Source organism: Paraburkholderia sp. HP33-1 (assembly GCF_021390595.1).
Classification (GTDB): domain Bacteria; phylum Pseudomonadota; class Gammaproteobacteria; order Burkholderiales; family Burkholderiaceae; genus Paraburkholderia.
In genome coordinates this window covers 382,082-402,185 of record NZ_JAJEJR010000001.1, presented here as the reverse complement: position 1 = coordinate 402,185, position 20,104 = coordinate 382,082, and the positions used below count along the sequence as shown (strand labels likewise).

General features: G+C 63.0%; 20 protein-coding genes, 1 tRNA gene and 1 pseudogene. 14 read left to right on the top strand and 8 right to left on the bottom strand.

All coding sequences use genetic code 11. The annotated features are described in order from the left end of the window. Positions 1 to 3 precede the first annotated feature (3 nt). On the bottom strand, positions 4 to 834 hold the full coding sequence (gene mutM, locus L0U81_RS01885) for a bifunctional DNA-formamidopyrimidine glycosylase/DNA-(apurinic or apyrimidinic site) lyase (RefSeq protein ID WP_233799901.1): 831 nt from the start codon (positions 832 to 834) through the stop codon (positions 4 to 6). 87 nt (positions 835 to 921) lie between these two features. Between mutM and L0U81_RS01880 the strand changes: the two genes are divergently transcribed. From L0U81_RS01880 to hisC, 8 genes are all read left to right on the top strand, one after another. Beyond that, the gene (locus L0U81_RS01880) at positions 922 to 2,763 is read left to right on the top strand and encodes a tetratricopeptide repeat protein (RefSeq protein ID WP_233799900.1); all 1,842 of its coding nucleotides are present in this window, start codon (positions 922 to 924) and stop codon (positions 2,761 to 2,763) included. After that, on the top strand, positions 2,763 to 3,395 hold the full coding sequence (lolB, locus tag L0U81_RS01875; RefSeq protein WP_233804176.1) for a lipoprotein insertase outer membrane protein LolB: 633 nt from the start codon (positions 2,763 to 2,765) through the stop codon (positions 3,393 to 3,395). Before L0U81_RS01880 ends, lolB begins: the two co-directional genes overlap by 1 nt. An 89-nt stretch (positions 3,396 to 3,484) precedes the next feature. Further along, on the top strand, positions 3,485 to 4,366 hold the full coding sequence (gene ispE, locus L0U81_RS01870; protein ID WP_233799899.1) for a 4-(cytidine 5'-diphospho)-2-C-methyl-D-erythritol kinase: 882 nt from the start codon (positions 3,485 to 3,487) through the stop codon (positions 4,364 to 4,366). 52 nt (positions 4,367 to 4,418) lie between these two features. After that, positions 4,419 to 4,495, top strand: a tRNA-Gln gene (locus L0U81_RS01865). A 52-nt stretch (positions 4,496 to 4,547) separates the two neighbouring features. Continuing rightward, complete coding sequence (locus L0U81_RS01860; protein ID WP_233799898.1) at positions 4,548 to 5,504, top strand: ribose-phosphate pyrophosphokinase; 957 nt, start codon at positions 4,548 to 4,550, stop codon at positions 5,502 to 5,504. Positions 5,505 to 5,667: 163 nt separating this feature from the next. Then, positions 5,668 to 6,285, top strand: a complete 618-nt coding sequence (locus tag L0U81_RS01855) for a 50S ribosomal protein L25/general stress protein Ctc (protein WP_233799897.1) — start codon at positions 5,668 to 5,670, stop codon at positions 6,283 to 6,285. A gap of 154 nt (positions 6,286 to 6,439) precedes the next feature. Beyond that, positions 6,440 to 7,045: an aminoacyl-tRNA hydrolase gene (pth, locus tag L0U81_RS01850; RefSeq protein ID WP_233799896.1), complete on the top strand. Its 606-nt coding sequence runs from the start codon at positions 6,440 to 6,442 to the stop codon at positions 7,043 to 7,045. 50 nt (positions 7,046 to 7,095) lie between these two features. Beyond that, on the top strand, positions 7,096 to 8,175 hold the full coding sequence (gene hisC / locus L0U81_RS01845; protein WP_233799895.1) for a histidinol-phosphate transaminase: 1,080 nt from the start codon (positions 7,096 to 7,098) through the stop codon (positions 8,173 to 8,175). Between the two features lie 77 nt (positions 8,176 to 8,252). Here hisC and L0U81_RS01840 read toward each other — a convergent pair whose 3' ends face one another. From L0U81_RS01840 to rsmD, 3 genes are all read right to left on the bottom strand, one after another. Next, positions 8,253 to 8,510, bottom strand: a complete 258-nt coding sequence (locus L0U81_RS01840; RefSeq protein ID WP_233799894.1) for a YfhL family 4Fe-4S dicluster ferredoxin — start codon at positions 8,508 to 8,510, stop codon at positions 8,253 to 8,255. 271 nt (positions 8,511 to 8,781) lie between these two features. Then, the gene (gene coaD / locus L0U81_RS01835) at positions 8,782 to 9,291 is read right to left on the bottom strand and encodes a pantetheine-phosphate adenylyltransferase (protein WP_233799893.1); all 510 of its coding nucleotides are present in this window, start codon (positions 9,289 to 9,291) and stop codon (positions 8,782 to 8,784) included. 109 nt (positions 9,292 to 9,400) lie between these two features. Then, on the bottom strand, positions 9,401 to 10,015 hold the full coding sequence (gene rsmD, locus L0U81_RS01830; protein WP_233799892.1) for a 16S rRNA (guanine(966)-N(2))-methyltransferase RsmD: 615 nt from the start codon (positions 10,013 to 10,015) through the stop codon (positions 9,401 to 9,403). 250 nt (positions 10,016 to 10,265) lie between these two features. On the opposite strand from rsmD, the gene ftsY reads away from it, so the two are divergent. Next, positions 10,266 to 11,393, top strand: coding sequence for a signal recognition particle-docking protein FtsY (gene ftsY, locus L0U81_RS01825; protein ID WP_233799891.1), 1,128 nt, complete (start codon positions 10,266 to 10,268; stop codon positions 11,391 to 11,393). A 106-nt stretch (positions 11,394 to 11,499) separates the two neighbouring features. On the opposite strand, the gene maiA is transcribed toward ftsY, so the two are convergent. Further along, on the bottom strand, positions 11,500 to 12,144 hold the full coding sequence (maiA, locus tag L0U81_RS01820) for a maleylacetoacetate isomerase (protein ID WP_233799890.1): 645 nt from the start codon (positions 12,142 to 12,144) through the stop codon (positions 11,500 to 11,502). Between the two features lie 33 nt (positions 12,145 to 12,177). Then, a complete protein-coding gene (locus L0U81_RS01815) occupies positions 12,178 to 12,876 on the bottom strand; it encodes a fumarylacetoacetate hydrolase family protein (RefSeq protein ID WP_233799889.1) in 699 nt (232 codons plus the stop codon). A 223-nt stretch (positions 12,877 to 13,099) separates the two neighbouring features. Between L0U81_RS01815 and ybiB the strand changes: the two genes are divergently transcribed. Further along, positions 13,100 to 14,071 (top strand): DNA-binding protein YbiB, encoded by a 972-nt coding sequence (gene ybiB, locus L0U81_RS01810; RefSeq protein ID WP_233799888.1) that lies wholly within the window; start codon positions 13,100 to 13,102, stop codon positions 14,069 to 14,071. 378 nt (positions 14,072 to 14,449) lie between these two features. Next, positions 14,450 to 15,436, top strand: a pseudogene (locus L0U81_RS01805) (2-isopropylmalate synthase); the annotation flags it as partial. Between the two features lie 186 nt (positions 15,437 to 15,622). Here L0U81_RS01805 and L0U81_RS01800 read toward each other — a convergent pair. Both L0U81_RS01800 and L0U81_RS01795 read right to left on the bottom strand, forming a co-directional pair. Continuing rightward, positions 15,623 to 16,006 carry a nuclear transport factor 2 family protein gene (locus L0U81_RS01800; protein ID WP_233799887.1) on the bottom strand — a complete coding sequence of 128 codons (384 nt, stop codon included), beginning with the start codon at positions 16,004 to 16,006 and terminating at the stop codon, positions 15,623 to 15,625. 41 nt (positions 16,007 to 16,047) lie between these two features. Beyond that, positions 16,048 to 16,611, bottom strand: a complete 564-nt coding sequence (locus L0U81_RS01795) for an acyloxyacyl hydrolase (RefSeq protein WP_233799886.1) — start codon at positions 16,609 to 16,611, stop codon at positions 16,048 to 16,050. 354 nt (positions 16,612 to 16,965) lie between these two features. Between L0U81_RS01795 and rpoH the strand changes: the two genes are divergently transcribed. From rpoH to L0U81_RS01780, 3 genes are all read left to right on the top strand, one after another. Beyond that, the gene (gene rpoH / locus L0U81_RS01790; RefSeq protein WP_233799885.1) at positions 16,966 to 17,901 is read left to right on the top strand and encodes an RNA polymerase sigma factor RpoH; all 936 of its coding nucleotides are present in this window, start codon (positions 16,966 to 16,968) and stop codon (positions 17,899 to 17,901) included. A gap of 337 nt (positions 17,902 to 18,238) precedes the next feature. Then, positions 18,239 to 18,499, top strand: coding sequence for a cytochrome oxidase putative small subunit CydP (gene cydP, locus L0U81_RS01785; protein ID WP_233799884.1), 261 nt, complete (start codon positions 18,239 to 18,241; stop codon positions 18,497 to 18,499). After that, positions 18,489 to 20,081, top strand: coding sequence for a cytochrome ubiquinol oxidase subunit I (locus L0U81_RS01780; protein WP_233799883.1), 1,593 nt, complete (start codon positions 18,489 to 18,491; stop codon positions 20,079 to 20,081). The genes cydP and L0U81_RS01780 overlap by 11 nt, the downstream gene beginning before the upstream one ends. Positions 20,082 to 20,104 lie beyond the last annotated feature (23 nt).

Genomic DNA, 20,104 nt, shown 5'->3' with positions numbered 1-20,104 from the left:
AATCTAGCGCTGGCAGGTGGGGCAGAAGTACGTGGAGCGCTGTCCCTGCACGATCTGTTTGATTGGCGTTCCACACACGCGGCATGGCAGGCCCGCGCGATCATAGACGAAGTAGTCGAGCTGGAAATAGCCGCTTTCGCCATCGCTGCCGACGAAATCGCGCAACGTGCTGCCGCCCTTGTCGATCGCGGCGGCGAGCGTGACGCGCACGGCATCGGCCAGCAGTTCATAACGCACGAGCGACACGCGGCCCGCCGCGGTGGTCGGCCGGATGCCCGCGCGAAAGAGACTCTCCGACGCGTAGATATTGCCCACGCCGACGACAATGTCCCCCGCCAGCAGCGCCTGCTTCACCGACACCTTGCGCCCGCGCGTCAACCGATACATCAGCGCGCCGGAGAACGCCGGCGAGAAAGGCTCGGCGCCAAGGCTCGCGAGAAGCGGATGTTCGAGAATGTCGCCTTGTTCGCGCGGATGCCACAGCACCGCGCCGAACCGACGGGGATCGCGATAGCGCAGGATGAAGTCGTCAAAGATCCAGTCGACGTGATCGTGCTTCGCCGCGGCGGGAGGATGCGGCACATGGCGCAGCACGCGCAGCGTGCCCGTCATGCCGAGGTGGACGATGAACCACCCCGCGTCGATTTCGAACAGCAGATACTTGCCGCGCCGCTCTACCTTGCGGACCACATGCCCGCGCAAAGTTTTCGCGAGGTCGGCCGGAATCGGCCAGCGCAGCGCGGCCGTCCGCACGTCGACGCGCTCAACCTTGCGCCCGGACACATACGGTTCGATCCCTCGTCGGGTAACCTCGACTTCTGGCAGCTCTGGCATGTCTGATTGGTCTGCTACTTGCGTGAGTGGTTGTGCGCGTATTGTAGCGAGCGCGTTACAATCGACTGAAACATTGAACGGATTTCCATGAACGTGTCCTTCGTGAAGCTGCTTTCAAAGCGCCGCGCGCGCGTGTCCAACGTGCCGCTCGCCGTATCCGCTCGCCGGATGCTCGGTGCAGCCGCGCTCGCATTGTGGGCGCTGGCCGCCGTGCCCGCGTATGCGCAGGACCCGTCGCCGGATTCCGACGACACGTCGGTCACGATGCCGGACGCGCTGGGCCCGTCGACGGCGGAAGACGAAAAGTCGCTGCCCGACGTGCCGCTGTCGAGCCAGATCGTCTTCCAGGTGCTGGCCGCCGAAATCGCGCTGCAACGCGACCAGCCGGCGCCCGCCTACCAGACCTATCTCGCGCTCGCACGCGATACCCACGACCCGCGCATGGCGCAACGCGCCACTGAAATCGCGCTGGCCGCGCAGAGCCCGTCGGACGCACTGGCCGCCGCGCAACTGTGGCAACAGTACGCGCCCAGCTCCGAGCGCGCCGCGCAGCTCGACGCGTCGCTGCTCGTGCTGTCGGGCAAGCCCGACGATGCGTCGCCGATCCTGTCGCAAGAACTCGCGAAAATACCTGACGAGAATCGCGGTAGCGCGGTTCTCGCACTGCAACTGCTGCTGTCGCATGGCCCGAACCGCGTCGGTGGCCTGCATGTGTTGCAGGATCTGCTGAAGAACGATATGAACCGGCCGGAGGCGCAACTCGCCATCGCGCGCCAGCAGCTGCTGGCCGACGATGCGCCGGGTGCGCGTAAGTCGCTCGAGCAGGCGCTGGCGATCAAGCCCGACTATCTGCCGGCCGCGCTGATGCTGTCGCAGATGGGCCCGGAAGAGCGCAAGGAAGGCATCGCATCGCTTGAAAAGTACGTGCAGCAGAATCCGAAATCGCACGACGCGCGGCTCGCCCTTGCGCAAATGTATCTCGCGAGCGACCGTCTCGACGACGCGCAGAAGCAGTTCGAGATCATGCGCAAGGCCAACTCCAACGACCTGACGCCGCTGATGGCGCTCGCGCTGATCAAGATCCAGCAGAAGAATTTCGCCGAAGCACAGACGTATCTGACGCAGTACGCGCAGCAGGCCGAGAAGACGCGGGGCGCCGATGCGGGCCAAGCCTACATCTATCTCGCCCAGCTGTCGCTCGAACAGAAGAACGAAGCGGCCGCGAGCGACTGGCTGAACAAGATCTCGCCGGCGAGCCAGCAATACATGGCCGCGCAGATCACGCGCGCACAACTCCTCGCCAAGCAAGGCAAGACCGACGAGGCGCGCCAGTTGCTGGCCAATCTGCAGACCTCGGATCCGCGCGACGTGGCGCTGATCGCGCGCACCGACGCGGCGATCCTGTTCGACGCGAAACGCTATTCGGAGGCCGAAGAGCGCCTGCAGCAAGCTACGGCGAACTTCCCTGACGACCCCGACCTCACGTACGACTATGCGATGGCCGCCGAGAAAACCGGCCATTACGACATCATGGAAGCGCAGTTGCGCAAGCTGATCCAGACGCAGCCGGAAAATCCGCAGGCGTATAACGCGCTCGGCTACTCGCTGGCCGATCGCAACCAGCGCCTGCCTGAGGCGGACAGGCTGGTCGAGAAGGCATCGTCGCTTGCACCGAACGATGCATTCATCATGGATAGCGTGGGCTGGGTCAAGTACCGGATGGGCGATACGGCCGATGCGATCAAGCTGCTGCGCAAGGCGTACAGCCTCCAGCCGAACGCCGAAATCGGCGCGCACCTCGGCGAAGTGCTGTGGAAGGCCGGCGAACAGGAACAGGCGCGCGCCGCGTTCCGTGAGGCGCGCAAGCTCGAACCCGACAACGAGACTCTCGTCAAAACGTTGCAACGTCTTCAGGTAAACGATCTTTGATACGTCTTTCCCGTTTCATTTCTTTTTCCAGGGCGCCGCGCGGCATGGCGCTTGGCTTCGCGGCAGCAGCGGTTGTAGCGCTGGCGGGCTGTGCGTCGGTGAAACCTCGGGGGCCGTCCACGTCGAACGCCGCGACCGAAGTCACCGCTCAGACGAGCCGCTCGTATCAAGGCCGCTTCGCGGTCCAGTACAACGATCAGAACGGCCAGCAGCGTAATGCTTATGGCAATTTCTCGTGGCAGGAAACGGGCGACACCGTTACGCTGCAATTGCGCAGTCCGCTCGGCCAAACACTGGCCATCGTGACCTCGTCGCCGGCTTCCGCCACGCTCGAGTTGCCGAACCGGCAGCCGCTAACCGCTGATAACGTGTCGACGCTGATGCAGAACGCGCTCGGCTTCGCACTGCCGGTCGAAGGGTTGCGCTATTGGCTGCAACCTTCGCCGGCGCCGACGTCACGCGCGGAGACCGAGAAGGATCCGGAGCAACCGTCGCGCCTGAAGCAGATCACCCAGGACGGCTGGACGATCGACTATCTCGCGTATGCCGATGCGCCCGCCACAGGCGTGAAGCGGCTCAATCTGAGCCGCTCGGAGCCGCCGCTCGACATCAAGCTCGTGCTGGATCAGTGAGTCGTCCAGGCCGGGGCTTCCGCCCCGGTGTCCGCTCACGTAACCTCGCTACCCGTTTTGCGCCACCGTGGCGCTTGTAGCCTTTACTCATGATCGAAACAACTGATTCACTGCGCGACTGCCTCGCGCCAGCGAAACTCAATCTCTTCCTGCACATCACCGGCCGTCGGCCGGATGGTTATCACACGCTGCAAACGGTCTTCCAGCTGCTCGACTGGGGCGACACGTTGCACTTCACGCGACGCGACGACGGTCTTATCACCCGCCGCACCGAAATCACTGGCGTGCCGCCCGAGCACGACCTGACGGTGCGTGCCGCGACGCTGCTGAAGACACATACGGGCAGCTGCGAAGGCGTCGATATCGAAATCGACAAGCGTCTGCCAATGGGCGCGGGCCTCGGCGGCGGCAGCTCCGACGCAGCGACGACGCTGCTCGCGCTCAATCGCCTGTGGAAGCTCGATCTGCCGCGTCAGGAGTTGCAGGACCTTGCGCTGAAGCTCGGGGCCGACGTGCCTTTCTTTGTATTTGGAAAAAATGCGTTCGCGGAGGGTGTTGGAGAATCGTTAGACGTTGTACAATTGCCGCCGCGTTACTTCCTGGTAGTGACGCCGAGGGTGCAGGTTCCGACTGCAGCGATTTTTTCCGAAAAAGCGTTGACAAAAGATACAAAGCCCCTCATAATTACGGACTTTCCTGCAGAACACAGCTGCAATACTGAATGGCCAGAAAGTTTCGGTCGGAATGACATGCAGCAGGTTGTCGTAGGAAAGTACGCGGAAGTGGCGCAAGTGTTGCGATGGTTTGAAAGCATCGCGCCAGCGCGGATGTCCGGATCAGGTGCCAGTGTTTTTGCGGCGTTCCGTAGCAAAGCTGAAGCAGAAGCGGCGCAAGCCAAACTGCCAGACGAGTGGAACAGTGCAGTAGCAGCGGGCCTGGATCAACATCCACTCTTTGCTTTCGCGTCATAAGTTTTGCATCGTCGAACGAAACTCCACGTTCGGCGGAGCTCAAAGTTAGTGTAGGGGAGTCGCCAAGCTGGTTAAGGCACCGGATTTTGATTCCGGCATGCAAAGGTTCGAATCCTTTCTCCCCTGCCAAAAATTCTCGTAGTTCGCATTTCTCCCGCCCCCAGCCTGAAGTAGGTGCACGATGAGCAGCCATGACGGCCTGATGGTTTTTACTGGCAACGCGAATCCCGCGCTTGCACAGGAAGTCGTCAAAACCCTCGGTATTCCCCTCGGCAAAGCAATGGTTAGCCGTTTCTCGGACGGTGAAATCCAGGTCGAGATTCAGGAAAACGTGCGCGGCAAGGATGTCTTCGTCCTGCAATCCACGTGTGCACCGACCAACGACAATCTGATGGAATTGATGATCATGGTCGATGCGCTCAAGCGCGCATCCGCAGGCCGGATCACCGCAGCCATCCCCTACTTCGGTTATGCCCGTCAGGATCGTCGCCCGCGTTCGGCGCGCGTCGCCATCTCGGCGAAGGTCGTGGCGAACATGCTGGAAATCGCGGGCGTCGAGCGGATCATCACGATGGATCTGCACGCCGACCAGATTCAAGGCTTCTTCGACATCCCGGTTGACAACATCTACGCAACGCCCGTACTGCTCGGCGATCTGCGCAAGCAGAACTACGACAACCTGCTGGTTGTTTCGCCGGACGTCGGCGGCGTGGTGCGTGCCCGTGCGTTGGCGAAGCAACTCAATTGCGATCTCGCGATCATCGACAAACGTCGCCCGAAGGCGAACGTCGCCGAAGTGATGAACATCATCGGTGAAGTCGAAGGGCGCACCTGCGTGATCATGGACGACATGGTCGACACGGCAGGCACGCTGTGCAAGGCCGCGCAGGTTCTGAAGGAACGCGGCGCGAAGCAGGTGTTCGCGTACGCCACCCACCCGGTTCTGTCGGGCGGCGCGGGCGAGCGTATCGCCGCTTCCGCGCTCGACGAACTCGTGGTCACGGACACGATCCCGCTGGGCGAAGAAGCCCGCTCGTGCGCGAAGATCCGCTCGCTGACGAGCGCCGGTCTGCTCGCCGAAACGTTCTCGCGCATTCGCCGCGGCGATTCGGTGATGTCGCTGTTCGCTGAAAGTTAAGCATTTGCAAAAGCGCCGCGTACCGCTCGATGCGACACGCGGCGCTTTTGCACAATCGGCATGAGCGGACGAAGGTTCATGCCGCGATCCCGGGCCTCAGCCGTTACGGCTTCGAGGCCCTGTTTTTACTGCCTGGTCGCGGGCAGTGCATTGGAGATTCAAAATGAAAGTAGTCGCTTTCGAGCGTTCCCAGCAAGGTACGGGTGCGAGCCGCCGCCTGCGTAACTCGGGCAAGACCCCGGGTATCGTTTATGGCGCTGGTGCTGACACGCAACTGATCGAACTCGATCACAACGCCCTGTGGCACGCGCTGAAGAAAGAAGTTTTCCACTCGTCGATCCTCGATCTGGAAGTGGCAGGCAAGTCGCAACAGGTTCTGCTGCGCGACGTGCAATACCATCCGTTCCGTCAGCTCGTGCTGCACGTGGACTTCCAGCGCGTCGACGCGTCGAAGAAGCTGCACACCAAGGTGCCGCTGCACTTCATGAACCAGGAAACCAACCCGGCAGTGAAGCTGTCGAGCGCGGTGATCTCGCACGTCCTCAACGAAATCGAAATCGAGTGCCTGCCGTCGGCACTGCCGGAATTCATCGAAGTCGACCTCGCTAAGATCGAAGCAGGTCAATCGGTTCACGCGAAGGACATCCCGCTGCCGGCAGGTGTGGCGCTCGTCGCTCACGTCGACGCGGAAAACCCGGTGGTCGCTGCTGCAACGATCCCGGCTGGCGCAATCGCTGAAGAAGCTGCTGCTCCTGAAGGCGGCGAAACGCCGGCTGCTTAAGAACCTTCCGGTTCGAAGCAAGCAATCCTCTCGATCCGTTTCCGATGAAACGGTCGATGTGACCCGCCGAGGTTCGCCCTGGCGGGTTTTTTTTCGGCCTTTCTTTATTAGTCCGGCTGCGTTTCACTTCCGGACCTGGTGGACTCACCCAATCATGATCAAGCTGATCGTCGGGCTCGGCAATCCGGGCGCCGAATACACCGCGACGCGTCACAACGCCGGCTTCTGGCTGGTCGATCAACTCGCGCGCGAGGCAGGCACGACGCTGCGCGACGAGCGGCGCTTCCACGGCTTTTACGCGAAGGCGCGGTTGCATGGCGAGGAAGTGCATCTGCTCGAGCCGCAGACCTATATGAATCGCTCGGGCCAATCGGTCGTCGCGCTCGCGCAGTTCTTCAAGATTCTTCCCGACGAGATCCTCGTCGCGCACGACGAGCTCGACATGCCGCCCGGCAGCGTCAAGCTGAAACTCGGCGGCGGCAGCGGCGGGCATAATGGACTGAAGGATATCAGCGCGCATCTGTCGTCACAGCAATACTGGCGGCTGCGGATCGGCATCGGCCATCCGCGCGACCTGATTCCCGAAAACGCGCGCGCCGGCGCGAAGCCGGACGTCGCGAACTATGTGCTGAAGCCGCCCCGGCGCGAAGAGCAGGAGGTCATCGACGCGTCGATCGAGCGTGGGCTCGCGGTGATGCCGCAGGTCATCAAGGGCGAACTCGAACGCGCGATGATGCAGCTGCATCGCAACAACAGCTGACGCGCGCCACATCCATCGACACCCGCAACCGACCTCGCGAGGAGAATCGCTTGAGCCGCTATTGGAGCGACATCGTTCATCGTCTGACGCCGTACGTGCCGGGAGAGCAGCCCGCGCTCGCGCATCCGGTAAAGCTGAACACCAACGAGAATCCGTATCCGCCGTCACCGCGCGTGCTCGACGCGATCCGCCGCGAGCTTGGCGACACGGCCGACACGCTGCGCCGCTATCCCGATCCGAGCGCGCGCAAGCTGCGCAAAACGGTCGCCGCATATCACGGCATCCGTGCCGAGCAGGTATTCGCGGGCAATGGCTCGGACGAAGTGCTCGCGCTGACGTTCCAGGCTTTGCTCAAGCACGACAAGCCGCTGCTGTTTCCCGACATTACGTACAGCTTCTATCCGACCTACGCGAAGCTCTTCGAGGTCGACTACCGGACCATTCCGCTCGACGACAGCTTCGCGATCAACATCGACGACTACACGGTGCCCAATGGCGGCATCCTGTTTCCGAATCCGAACGCGCCGACCGGTCGGCCGCTGCCGCTCACGGAGATCGAACGCCTCGTCGCGAGCCATCCCGATTCGGTCGTGGTGATCGACGAAGCCTATGTCGACTTCGGTGCGGAGTCGGCGATCGCGCTGATCGACCGCTATCCGAATCTGCTCGTCGTGCAGACCGTGTCGAAGTCGCGTTCGCTCGCCGGCATGCGCGTCGGGTTTGCGTTTGGCGATGCCGCTCTGATCGATGCGCTCAATCGCGTGAAGGACAGCTTCAATTCGTACCCACTCGACCGCCTCGCGCAAGCCGCTGCCACCGCCGCCTATGAAGACGACGCGTGGTTTCGCGAATGCTGCGCGAAGGTAATCGCGAGCCGCGAACGGCTCGCGGCAGAATTGACCGCGCTCGGCTTCGAGGTGGTGCCGTCGGCCGCGAATCTGCTGTTCGCGCGACATGAAGGGTACGACGCGGCGACACTGGCATTGCGGCTGCGGGAGAAGGAGATTTTCGTGCGTCATTTCAACGCACCGCGCATTGACCAACATTTGCGGATCTCGGTCGGTACCGACGCCGAATGCGAGATCCTGCTCGACGCGCTGCGCGGCATTTTCAACGCTTACGTCGGCTAACAGAAACGCCGCCGCAAGAAAAAACGGCGAAGGCCCGCAGGTCTTCGCCGTTTTCTTTTACGCGCCACCCGCGAACTTCAGGCGCCCTTGGCTGCTTGCAACGCGTGATATTTCGCCAGCAATCCTTCAGGCGTTTCCAGGTGGTTCGGGTCACGCGGGATGCACTCCACCGGACACACCTGAATGCACTGCGGCTCGTCGAAATGACCGACGCACTCGGTGCACTTCTTCGGGTCGATCACATAGATTTCCGGGCCCATCGAAATCGCGTCGTTCGGGCACTCAGGCTCGCAGACGTCGCAATTGATGCACTCGTCGGTAATCATCAGAGCCATGCTTTCACCAACTTCCCGTTTAAAAACAATACATTATAAACCTTCCATCTTCGGCGCGGTCGTGCAGAATTCCCCCGACAGCGGGCCACTCAATGTCGCCGCTTCGCGAGTTGTCGGTAACGCAATCGTTGGACCTCTCCGGTACCAGCACATTACTTAGAACAACCAACTGATGCACCCGTTGCCAATCGCCGAGGCCGTACAGTTCCCAGCTTATGCCGGCCGCGGCCGGTCCCGATCCGTCGAAACCGGCCGTTCGGGCGGCTCAGGCTTATGTCGCCTGAGCGCCGTTCTGCGGATCCAGCGAGGCGACTTTTTCCTTCAGCCATTTTTCGACCGACGGGAACACGAACTTGCTGACATCGCCGCCCAATTGCGCGATTTCGCGCACGATCGTGCCTGAGATGAACTGGTACTGGTCGGACGGCGTCATAAACATCGTCTCGACGTCGGGCAGCAAATAACGGTTCATACCCGCCATCTGGAACTCGTATTCGAAGTCCGACACCGCGCGCAACCCTCTGACAATCACCCTCGCGTTGTTGGTCCGCACGAAGTCCTTGAGCAGCCCCTTGAAGCTCATCACCTGGACGTTCGGGTAGTGGCCGAGCACCTCATGCGCGATGGCGAGGCGCTCCTGGAGCGTGAAAAACGGCTTCTTGGCGCGGCTGTCGGCCACCCCCACCACCAGCGTGTCGAAAATGCTCGACGCGCGCCGAACGAGGTCTTCGTGACCGCGCGTCAGCGGGTCGAACGTGCCCGGGTACACGGCGACTACCATGAGACTTCTCCTCTCTTCAGACAAAAGGGCACGTCAAAGCGTCCACGCGACGCATTTGGCACCGGCCGCGCGTGACGATAAACCGCCCGGCCCTTTTTTGGAACGCGCATTATTCCTTATTTTCGCGCTGCAGCAAATGAAAGTGGACAGCGCCCGCTTTGCCCTGCCGTACGACCTCCCAGCCCGCGAGCGGCTCATGCGCGGCCGCGTCGAGCGCTTCGCCAGCCTCGACATAAAGATAGCCGCCGGCGCGCACGAGCGGCACGCTCACCGCGAGCGCCTTGCCGAGCAGGTTGGCATCGAAGGGCGGATCGAGGAATACGACGTCGAACGAGCCTGGCGCGAGACTCGCCGCAAGTCGCAAGCCGTCCGCCTCGGCGATTTCGATCATGCGCGCATCCAGCCGCTGCTCATTGGCGCGCAACTGGCCCGCGGCTCGCGCATTGCGCTCCACCATCAGCACGCGAGCGGCGCCGCGCGACGCGGCCTCGAAACCGAGAGCCCCGCTACCGGCGAACAGGTCGAGGCAGTGCTGGCCGTCCAGACGCTGGCCGAGCCAGTTGAACAGCGTTTCGCGGACGCGGTCGGGCGTCGGGCGCAAGCCGTCCAGATCGAGCACGGGCAACGGCGTGCGTTTCCAGTCGCCGCCGATGATGCGAATGGCATGCGGCTTGCCGCTTTTGGACGAAGCGCCGGCGGCGCGTGAAGGTGCTAAACGAGGCATGCAGTATCGTGCGGTTTCAGCTAGGTGTTGAACACGCCCACGGCGTTGGCGCGCGCGGGCCGGAGCGCCCACGTTACCACAGGGGCGACGCGCGTCCAGCCCGGCCGAACGGCCGCTACGACGCGCCCCGGCACGCCTGATAAAATGTGCGGCTGCCAGCGCCCCGCGTTTTCGCATCCCGGCGCTGCCCTCCGCTTCGCCGGTCCCGTGCCGGTTGCGCGCATCGGCGCGCTCTCCAATACGCCAGATCATGTTCAGCTTTTTCAAACGATTCAAGGGTTCGAAAGAGTCCGATACCGCCACAGACGAGTCGCTTGCGGCGCAAGACGCTGCACCGCCTGAGGCCGCGCCCGTCGCGCCTGCCGCGGCCGCCGTTCCGCCTGTGGCCCCGGCCATCATCGAACCGCAGCCCGAGCCGCAAGACGCCGCGCTCGACACCGTCGAAATCGTCCCGCCGCCCGTGCAGGACGCCGGTGCGAAGCGCTCGTGGCTCACGCGCCTGAAGAGCGGCCTGTCGAAAACCAGTTCGAACCTGACCGGCATCTTCGTCGGCACGAAGATCGACGAGGAGCTGTACGAGGAACTCGAAACCGCGCTGCTGATGTCGGACGCCGGCGTCGAGGCGACCGAATTCCTGCTCGAATCGCTGCGTGAGAAGGTGCGCAACGAGCGGCTGACGGACCCGCAACAGGTCAAGACCGCGCTGCGCACGCTGCTCGTCGAACTGCTGAAGCCGCTCGAAAAATCGCTGATGCTCGGTCGCGCGCAACCGCTCGTGATGATGATCGCCGGCGTCAACGGCGCGGGCAAAACCACCAGCATCGGCAAGCTCGCGAAGCATCTGCAGAGCTACGACCAGTCGGTGCTGCTCGCCGCGGGCGACACGTTCCGCGCCGCCGCGCGCGAGCAGCTCGCGGTCTGGGGCCAGCGCAACAACGTGACCGTGGTCGCGCAGGAGAGTGGCGATCCGGCCGCAGTGATCTTCGACGCGGTCGGCGCCGCGCGTGCGCGCAAAATCGACGTAATGATGGCCGACACGGCCGGCCGTCTGCCCACGCAGCTGCATCTGATGGAAGAGCTGCGCAAGGTGAAGCGCGTGATCGGCAAGGCGCAGGACGGCGCGCCACATGAAGTGCTGCTCGTGATCGACGCGAACACCGGCCAGAACGCGCTCTCGCAGGTCAAGGCGTTCGACGACGCGCTCGGCCTCACCGGCCTGATCGTCACCAAGCTCGACGGCACCGCGAAAGGCGGCATTCTCGCGGCGATCGCGCGGCAACGGCCGATTCCGGTGTATTTCATCGGCGTCGGCGAAAAGGTCGAGGATCTGCAGCCGTTCAGTGCGGAGGAGTTTTCGGACGCGCTGCTGGGCGGCTGATCGCGCGATTGCCGCGGCGCTCGCGGCGAACCAACGGAAAAGGGCACTCCGCGGAGTGCCCTTTTTCCGTTTCAAGCAGCAGTCAACGGGTCACGCCGTCACGTGCTCACTCCGTATCCGGCTGAACGCCCGGCGCCGCGCGCGCGAACGCATCGAGCTGCGTCGCGTGATCGTAGATGCGCTGGATCGTCGGAAACTTTGTCGTGTCGACCTTGAAGCGCTGCGCGTTGAACACCTGCGGGATCAGGCACGCGTCGGCGAGTGTCGGTGTGTCGCCGAAACACAGCTTGCCGGTGCGCGCGTCGCCCTTCAGGTGCGTCTCCAGCGTCGCGAAGCCGGCGTCGATCCAATGCCGGTACCACGAGTCCTTCGCGTCGTCATCGACACACAGCGTGTGCTTCAGATACCGCAGCACGCGCAGATTGTTCAGCGGATGAATCTCGCACGCGACCTGCAGTGCCACGGAGCGCACATAAGCGCGATCGAGCGGCGCCTTCGGCAGCAGCGGCGGCTCGGGATGCGTCTCCTCCAGATACTCGATGATCGCAAGCGACTGCGGCAGCACGTGAGAGCCGTCGATGAGCGTCGGCACGATGCCGTCCGCGTTGATCTTGCGATACTCGGGCTTGAGCTGCTCACCGCCGTCGCGCACGAGGTGCACGGGCACGTAGTCGTACGGCAGGTTCTTCACATTCAGTGCGATGCGCACGCGATACGACGCCGAGCTACGGAAATAGCTGTAGAGCTTCATGTTGTCCGCCTCCTCCACCTGCCCCAAGCCATCTCAGACGACGCGCACACTGAACTCGCCGAGCCCGTCCACGCCGCCCTTCATCAGGTCGCCCGGCACGACAGCGCCAACGCCTTCCGGCGTGCCGGTGAAAATCAGGTCGCCCGGCCGCAGTTCGAACAGCGTCGACAGATACGCGATCGTCTCCGCCACCGACCAGATCAGCTGCGACACATCCGCGCGCTGCTTGTCCTCACCGTTCACCGACAGCCAGATCGCGCCCTTGCCGATGTGATCAACCGTCGCGGCCGGATGGATCGGACCGAGCGGCGCCGAGTGATCGAAGCCCTTGGCGGTATCCCACGGACGTCCCATCTTTTTCGCTTCACCCTGAAGGTCGCGGCGCGTCATATCAAGACCGAGCGCGTAGCCGTAGACGTGGTCGAGCGCGCTGTCGACGGAGATGTCCTTGCCGCCCTTGCCGATCGCCGCGACCATTTCCATTTCGAAGTGGACGTTCTTCGTCTGCGACGGATACGGGAATTCGCCGGTCGTGCCCGGCGCGACATAGACAACCGCATCGGCAGGCTTCGTGAAGAAGAACGGCGGTTCGCGGTCCGGGTCGTGGCCCATTTCGCGCGCGTGCGCCTCGTAGTTGCGCCCCACGCAGTAGATGCGCCGCACCGCGAACTGCTCGCTCGACCCGACGACCGGCACCGCGACCTGTGGTGCGGGTGCAAATACGTAACTCATCCTGTTCTCCGTTGTCCGATGGGCGCCGCCGAGGCGGCGAGAAAATATCGAGTGTAACGCGCGGCACGGCGCGGGTGCGCGCCAGGCGGGCCGTCGCGCGTCACGGTGTGCCCGCTTCGTTCCCGTTCGCCCGCTCGCGATAGATGCGATACTCACACCGAATAGCTCCCCGAATGCCGTTGCGAGCCGACCAGCGCGGCACGCCACCCGCCTCTTGCGCCCGATGACCGACTTCACCGATACCATTCCCCCCTTCCCCTGCGCCCGATTCATCAAGGAAATCGGCCGCGGCCCGAACGGCGCCCGCGCGCTGACCGCCGGCGACACCCGCGAGCTCTACACCGCAATGCTCGACGGTCGCGTCGACGATCTCGAGCTTGGCGCGGTGCTGCTCGCGTATCGCGTGAAAGGCGAAACCGCCGACGAGCTCGCCGCGATGCTGGCCGCCGCGCATACGTCGTTCGAGCCGGTGCGGTTGCCGCACGGCGGGTTTCGGCCGGTGTCGATTCCGTCTTACAACGGCGCTCGCAAGCAGCCGAACCTCGTGCCGCTGCTAGCGCTGCTGCTCGCCCGCGAAGGCGTGCCGGTGCTCGTGCACGGCGTCACCGAGGATCCGGGTCGCGTGACGAGCGCGGAAATCTTCACGCATCTGCGCATCGCCCATGCGCAGTCACACGCGCAGATCGAAGCTGGTCTCGCCGAGCGCCGCGTCGCATTCGCATCAATCGACGTGCTCGCGCCCAAGCTCGCGCGCCTGCTTGCGCTGCGCCGGCGCATGGGTGTGCGCAATTCGACGCACACACTGGTGAAGCTCCTGCAGCCATTCGCGCCCGCGGGACTGCGACTCGTGAACTACACGCATCCGCCGTATCGCGACAGTCTCACGCAGTTGTTCATGACACATCCCGATGCGGCTGTCGGCGGCGCGCTGCTCGCGCGCGGCACCGAAGGCGAGGCGGTCGCCGATACGCGCCGCCAGGTCCAGGTCGACTGGCTGCACGACGGCATCTGCGAGACGCGGCTGCCGCACGAACGCTCGTCGCCCCATGCGCCTGAAGTCGAACTGCCCGAGGCGCGCGACGCCGCGACCACGGCCGCCTGGATCGACGCCGTGCTGCGCGGCGAAGCGCCGGTGCCTGGCGCGATCGAACGGCAGGTCGAGCTGATCGTTGATATCGCGAAGACGGCGGGCTGACAGCCGCGGGTTGACAGACCCAGGCCTACCGTCATACATTTGGCCCCATGCGTTCCCTTCCGAACACCCTCCGAATTATCTCCGGCCGCCTAGCGCGGCCACTATCGCTACGCCTGGCGTAAGTCACGCGTAGCGCCGCGCGCTGGCAGCTTCGGTTGCCGTCGGCGGTCCTCCCTGTTGTTCCCGCAGTTTCGCTTCACCCCCGTCGTAGTTCTCCACAACCAGTCGTCGTTTCATTCGTCCGTTTACCGCGCGGACGAAGCGAGAGGATCAAATGCACGTTGCACGGGCAGCATCCGCAACGTACATGCGTGGCAGTCGGCCAACCGCTCGACGCCCCTTCCTCCGCCGACGACACCACGAATGAGGCATCTCACCATGTTGGGCAATCCCGCTGAAAAGTACCGTCCCTTTCCCGCCGTGCGGCTGACCGGCCGCAAATGGCCGGGTCGCACGATCGACGCCGCACCCGTCTGGATGAGCACCGACCTGCGCGACGGCAACCAGGCGCTGATCGAACCGATGAACGCCGCGCAGAAGCTCGAGTACTTCGAGATGCTGGTCGCGATCGGCTTCAAGGAAATCGAAGTCGGCTTTCCGTCGGCGTCGCAGACGGATTTCGATTTCGTGCGCAAGCTGATCGACGAGCGGCGTATTCCCGACGACTTCACAATTGAAGTCTTCGTTCCGTCGCGCGCGGAGCTGATCGAACGCACGTTCGATGCACTCGAAGGCGCGCCGCGCGCGATCGTGCACCTGTATAACGCGCTCTGCCCGTCGTTCCGGCGCATCGTGTTCAACCAGTCGAAGGATGAGATCAAGGCGCTCGCCGTCGAAGGCACGCGCCTGATCAAGGCGCACGCGCAGGCGCGGCCGGCCACGCGCTGGACCTTCCAGTACTCGCCCGAGACCTTCAACATGACCGAGCTGCCGTTCGCGCGCGAGGTGTGCGACGCCGTCGCGCAGACGTGGCGGCCGACGCGCGATCACAAGATGATCGTCAACCTGCCGGCGAGCGTCGAAGCGGCCACGCCGAACGTGTTCGCCGACCAGATCGAATGGATGCACCGCAACCTCGGTTATCGCGACAGCATCGTGCTGTCGGTGCATCCGCACAACGATCGGGGCACTGCTGTGGCCGCGGCGGAACTCGCGCTGCTCGCGGGGGCGGATCGCATCGAAGGCTGTCTGTTCGGCAACGGCGAGCGCACCGGCAACGTCGATCTCGTCACGCTCGCGATGAATCTCGACGCGATGGGCATCGACAGCGGTCTGGACTTTTCGGATCTCGCAACGATCAGACGCGTGGCGGAGAGCTGCACACGGATTCCGGTGGCCGGGCGGCATCCCTATGGGGGAGATGTAGCGATGCATGGCGCGCGCGAGGCTCGCGACCCGGATGAGCACGGCACAAACAGGCGCGATAAAGCTGACGAATGCGTGACCGCGTGAATCTGATCTGAGGGTTGAGATTTCAGCGGCGGAGTGCGCACCCCGCATTCCGCTTGCGCCGCGGACGCGCTCACGAGGCGCGCCCGCACAAAGAAAATCTCACTCCAGCGCGCAACGCGTCGCCTGCCATGCAATCAGCCGCCACTGCCCGTCCTCGTGCGTATGAATCGCGGTATAGGCAATCGGAAACAGCAGCGCCCCGTTGTTCGCCTCCATCTCGATCAGCGCGCGGCCTGTGACCACGTAGGTCTCGCGCCCGGCCGGCAACACGTCCTGCGACTGCACCTCGATCTGCCGATAACGGCGGCGCCCCGCGATGATTCCATCGATGAACTGCCGCTTCGTCTCGCGTTTGCCGTTCGTATGGACGTAACTGACGTTGTCCGCGAGCAGCGTGTCGAGCGACTGGCCGTCGCCGTCGACCATCGCGCGAAAACGCTCCCGCTCGAGCCCGCGAATCGCTTCGATAACCTTTGCCGCCATTGCACAGTCCCTCGAACACCGTGAGCCGCAGGCGGCCACGGTCAGAAGATATATTGCAAATATAGCTGGCTGAAATTTATACCAGGATTCGGCTCTTTGATACCGCCGTTGGAAACATGCTGAAAGCGGTAGCCCACCACGTAGCGCTGATGATCGCCGAACTGCAGCCCGACGCCCGCCATGTTTGCGAACTGGAACGCGGTGCCCAACGTGAAGTCGGAAGAAATGCGCGGGCTGGTCAGCAGCCTGACGCCAGCCCCCACCTCGATAAAGGGCCGCACCGAACCCGATGACTTGACGAAGCGGATCACCGGCGTCACGCCGATCTCGCCGATGTTGTCGTGAATGTTTCCTTCATTGGTGTGCCACCACGCGACGTGCGCCTCGCCGATCAGCGCGAAATGCCAGTCGCCGATCTGCCACCACGTCAGGTTCGGGTCCCAGACCATCCCGAGATCGACCTTCCAGATGTGATGATCGCCGGCGCCGACGGCCATCTGCATGCCAAACTGATCGGCCTTGCACGCGATTGCAGCTCCCAACAGCAGAATGGCAAGCGTGCCGTTTAGAGTAAGTCCACGCGAAACAAGGTTCTCATTGTTCATCCGGCACCCGTACTGGCGAGTATCAAGCGCAACTGCCCTCTGATTTCAGGTTAAATCTTAATAAAATAAACCACCACAGCAATGCATCAATCACGCAATCATTCGCCAAACTTCGGAAAATATCGGCATATTTCGACAACAAATAGGGCTCGATACGGTAATTCGTACAGGTCAAACGTGCGATCAAATAGTGCCGTATGATGGCTATTAGAGGGTGAACTTCAATAGCGTTCTGGGAACCAGGATGCCCCTACGGCCTCTAAGTGTTAGCACTCGGCAGATCAGAGTGCTAACATCCATCGCTGGAGTCGTTTACTGAATACGCTATTGTCTGATTCCATAGGAGCTTCACAAGTGAGCCATGCAATGACCCTTGCGAGTACTTTGAGCCCGTCGTCGGCTAAGGCCGCTCCGGCAGGTGCATTGGCGCTTTCGCATTCCTCGCTGCTGTCCGGTCAACTGGGCAACATCGACGCCTACATCCAGGCGGTCAACCGGATTCCAATGCTGACGCCGGCGGAAGAACGCCAGTTCGCCACCGAATTGCGCGAACACGACAATCTGGAGGCCGCACGCCGCCTCGTTTTGTCGCACCTGCGACTCGTCGTGTCCATCGCGCGCAATTACCTCGGTTACGGGCTGCCGCACGCCGACCTGATCCAGGAAGGCAACATCGGCCTGATGAAAGCGGTCAAGCGCTTCGACCCCGAGCAAAACGTGCGCCTCGTGTCGTACGCGATGCACTGGATCAAGGCGGAGATCCACGAATACATCCTGCGGAACTGGCGGATGGTGAAGGTCGCCACCACCAAGGCGCAGCGCAAGCTGTTCTTCAACCTGCGCAGCCATAAGCAGGGTCTCGGCGCGTTCACGCCCGACGAGATCGACGGTCTCGCCAGAGAACTGAACGTGAAGCGGGAAGAGGTCGCGGAGATGGAAACGCGTCTGTCGGGCGGCGACATCGCGCTCGAAGGTCAGGTCGAAGACGGTGAAGAGTCGTATGCGCCGATCGCCTACCTGGCCGACTCGCACAGCGAGCCGACCGCCGTGCTGGCTTCGCGTCAGCGCGACCGGCTGCAAAGCGACGGCATCGCGAGCGCGCTGGATGCGCTCGATCCGCGCAGCCGCCGCATCATCGAGGCACGCTGGCTGAAGGTGGCCGACGACGGCTCCGGCGGCTCGACGCTGCATGAGTTGGCCGACGAGTTCGGTGTGTCGGCCGAACGTATCCGCCAGATCGAAGCCAGCGCCATGAAGAAGATGCGCGGCGCGCTGACCGAATACGCGTAAAGCGTCTCATCTGGCGCCGATCGCGCTCAAGCCCCGCCCTCGCAAGACGGCGGGGCTTTTTCATTTTTGCGTCCTTTCTTTCGTCCTCGCGGCCGCACATTCGCTTCGGCTCTCCTACGTCCCGGTCAGGCGGTGCCGGTAACCTTTCTTGACGTATCGCAAGTCCGGTAGCAATACTGCACAAACGCGGCAAGTTTCGCGACTTGATGCCGCATGAGCTAATCCTGAGCGCGCGAGGTTCGATTCCTGCAATCGGCATGCATTCGCCAGACTGCCTGATGGCCAGGGCGTCTGGATCCAGCCGGATTCACCGGCGTGAAGTCGTCTTCGACCGATCATGACCATAGCCCTCAATCGCAGCAGCACACTCCGATCGCGCTGGCGCGGCCGGTTCACCCGGTGGGTGCGCGGTCCAACGCTGGCGCGAGATCTCGCCATCATCCTCGCCATCAAGTTCGCACTACTGATGGCGCTCAAGTACACATTTTTCAATCATCCACAGGCGGAGCACATGGTGCTGCCGCCTGAGCAGGTCGCGCAGGCGCTGCTGTCGGTGCCTGCCCCGCATCCGACTGGAGGTGATCGACATGCCCGTTAGCGAAGTCGTAGAACTGTCGCGCTTCCAGTTCGCCATCACGGCGCTCTATCACTTTCTGTTCGTGCCGCTCACGCTCGGCCTCGCCTGGCTGCTCGTGATCATGGAGTCGGTCTACGTGATGACCGGCAAGCAGATCTACAAGGACATGACCCAGTTCTGGGGCAAGCTGTTCGGCATCAACTTTGCGATGGGCGTCGCGACCGGCCTCACGCTCGAATTTCAGTTCGGCACCAACTGGGCGTATTACTCGCATTACGTCGGCGACATTTTCGGCGTGCCGCTCGCCGTCGAAGGGCTGATGGCGTTCTTCCTCGAATCGACCTTCGTCGGCCTGTTCTTTTTCGGCTGGAACAGATTGTCAAAAGTCCAGCATCTGATTGTCACGTTCTGTGTTGCGCTCGGTTCGAACCTGTCGGCGCTGTGGATTCTGGTCGCCAACGGCTGGATGAATAATCCGGTCGGCGCGACGTTCAACTACCAGACGATGCGCATGGAACTCGACAGCATCGGCCCGGTGATTTTCAACCCGGTCGCACAGGTGAAGTTCGTGCACACGGTGTCGGCCGGTTATGTGACCGCGGCGATGTTCGTGCTCGGTGTGTCGTCGTGGTATCTGCTCAAGCGCCGCGACACCGAGTTCGCGCTGCGCTCGTTCGCGATCGCCGCCGGCTTCGGCCTCGCGTCGGCACTCTGCGTGATCGTGCTCGGCGACGAATCGGGCTACCGCACCGGTGAAGTTCAGCAAGTCAAACTCGCCGCGATCGAATCCGAATGGGAGACCGCACCCGCACCGGCACCGTTCACGGTATTTGGCATTCCCAATCAGCAGGAGCAACGCACCGACTACGCGATCCGTGTGCCGTACGCACTCGGCATTATCGCCACTCGCTCGCTCGACGAACCCGTGGTCGGTCTGCGCGATCTGATCGCCGAAAACGAAGGGCGCATCAGGAACGGCATGCTCGCTTATTCGGCGCTGCAGAGATTAAAGGGAGGCGACTCGAGCGACGAAGCGCATGCCGAGTTCGACCAGTACAAGGAAGATCTCGGCTACGGCCTGCTGCTCAAGCAGTTCACGCCGAACGTGACAGACGCGACGCCAGACCAGATCGCCGCCGCGGCAAGAAGCACAGTCCCGCCGGTGCTGCCGCTGTTCTTCTCGTTCCGCATGATGGTCGGCCTTGGCCTGCTGTTCCTCGCGACCTTCGTGCTCGCGTTCTGGTTCTGTGCGCAGCGCACGCTGCTGCTCGAAAAGCGTCGCTGGTTCCTGCGCTGGGCGGTCGCGGCGATTCCGTTGCCGTGGCTCGCCGCCGAGCTTGGCTGGATCGTCGCGGAAATGGGCCGCCAGCCGTGGAGCATCGCGGGCATTCTGCCGACCAACCTGGCCGCGTCGACGCTGACGCCGCGCGATCTGTATCTGAGCATCGGCGGCTTCGTGCTGTTCTACACGGTGCTGTTCATCATCGAGATCATGCTGATGTTCAAGTACGCGCGGCTCGGCCCTTCGTCGCTGCATACGGGCCGCTATTACCACGAGAACGGCCAGCCGGTCACGCAGCCGCTGTCGAACCCGGCCGCGTGACGCGCCGCCGCACCGCTTCAGAG

Bases quoted from the DNA above. Each gene is read 5' to 3' on its own strand.
- mutM (WP_233799901.1), bottom strand. From the start codon at position 834: ATGCCAGAGCTGCCAGAAGTCGAGGTTACCCGACGAGGGATCGAACCG.
- L0U81_RS01880 (WP_233799900.1), top strand. From the start codon at position 922: ATGAACGTGTCCTTCGTGAAGCTGCTTTCAAAGCGCCGCGCGCGCGTG.
- ispE (WP_233799899.1), top strand. From the start codon at position 3,485: ATGATCGAAACAACTGATTCACTGCGCGACTGCCTCGCGCCAGCGAAA.
- L0U81_RS01860 (WP_233799898.1), top strand. From the start codon at position 4,548: ATGAGCAGCCATGACGGCCTGATGGTTTTTACTGGCAACGCGAATCCC.
- L0U81_RS01855 (WP_233799897.1), top strand. From the start codon at position 5,668: ATGAAAGTAGTCGCTTTCGAGCGTTCCCAGCAAGGTACGGGTGCGAGC.
- pth (WP_233799896.1), top strand. From the start codon at position 6,440: ATGATCAAGCTGATCGTCGGGCTCGGCAATCCGGGCGCCGAATACACC.
- L0U81_RS01840 (WP_233799894.1), bottom strand. From the start codon at position 8,510: ATGGCTCTGATGATTACCGACGAGTGCATCAATTGCGACGTCTGCGAG.
- coaD (WP_233799893.1), bottom strand. From the start codon at position 9,291: ATGGTAGTCGCCGTGTACCCGGGCACGTTCGACCCGCTGACGCGCGGT.
- rsmD (WP_233799892.1), bottom strand. From the start codon at position 10,015: ATGCCTCGTTTAGCACCTTCACGCGCCGCCGGCGCTTCGTCCAAAAGC.
- ftsY (WP_233799891.1), top strand. From the start codon at position 10,266: ATGTTCAGCTTTTTCAAACGATTCAAGGGTTCGAAAGAGTCCGATACC.
- maiA (WP_233799890.1), bottom strand. From the start codon at position 12,144: ATGAAGCTCTACAGCTATTTCCGTAGCTCGGCGTCGTATCGCGTGCGC.
- L0U81_RS01815 (WP_233799889.1), bottom strand. From the start codon at position 12,876: ATGAGTTACGTATTTGCACCCGCACCACAGGTCGCGGTGCCGGTCGTC.
- ybiB (WP_233799888.1), top strand. From the start codon at position 13,100: ATGACCGACTTCACCGATACCATTCCCCCCTTCCCCTGCGCCCGATTC.
- L0U81_RS01800 (WP_233799887.1), bottom strand. From the start codon at position 16,006: ATGGCGGCAAAGGTTATCGAAGCGATTCGCGGGCTCGAGCGGGAGCGT.
- L0U81_RS01795 (WP_233799886.1), bottom strand. From the start codon at position 16,611: ATGAACAATGAGAACCTTGTTTCGCGTGGACTTACTCTAAACGGCACG.
- cydP (WP_233799884.1), top strand. From the start codon at position 18,239: ATGACCATAGCCCTCAATCGCAGCAGCACACTCCGATCGCGCTGGCGC.
- L0U81_RS01780 (WP_233799883.1), top strand. From the start codon at position 18,489: ATGCCCGTTAGCGAAGTCGTAGAACTGTCGCGCTTCCAGTTCGCCATC.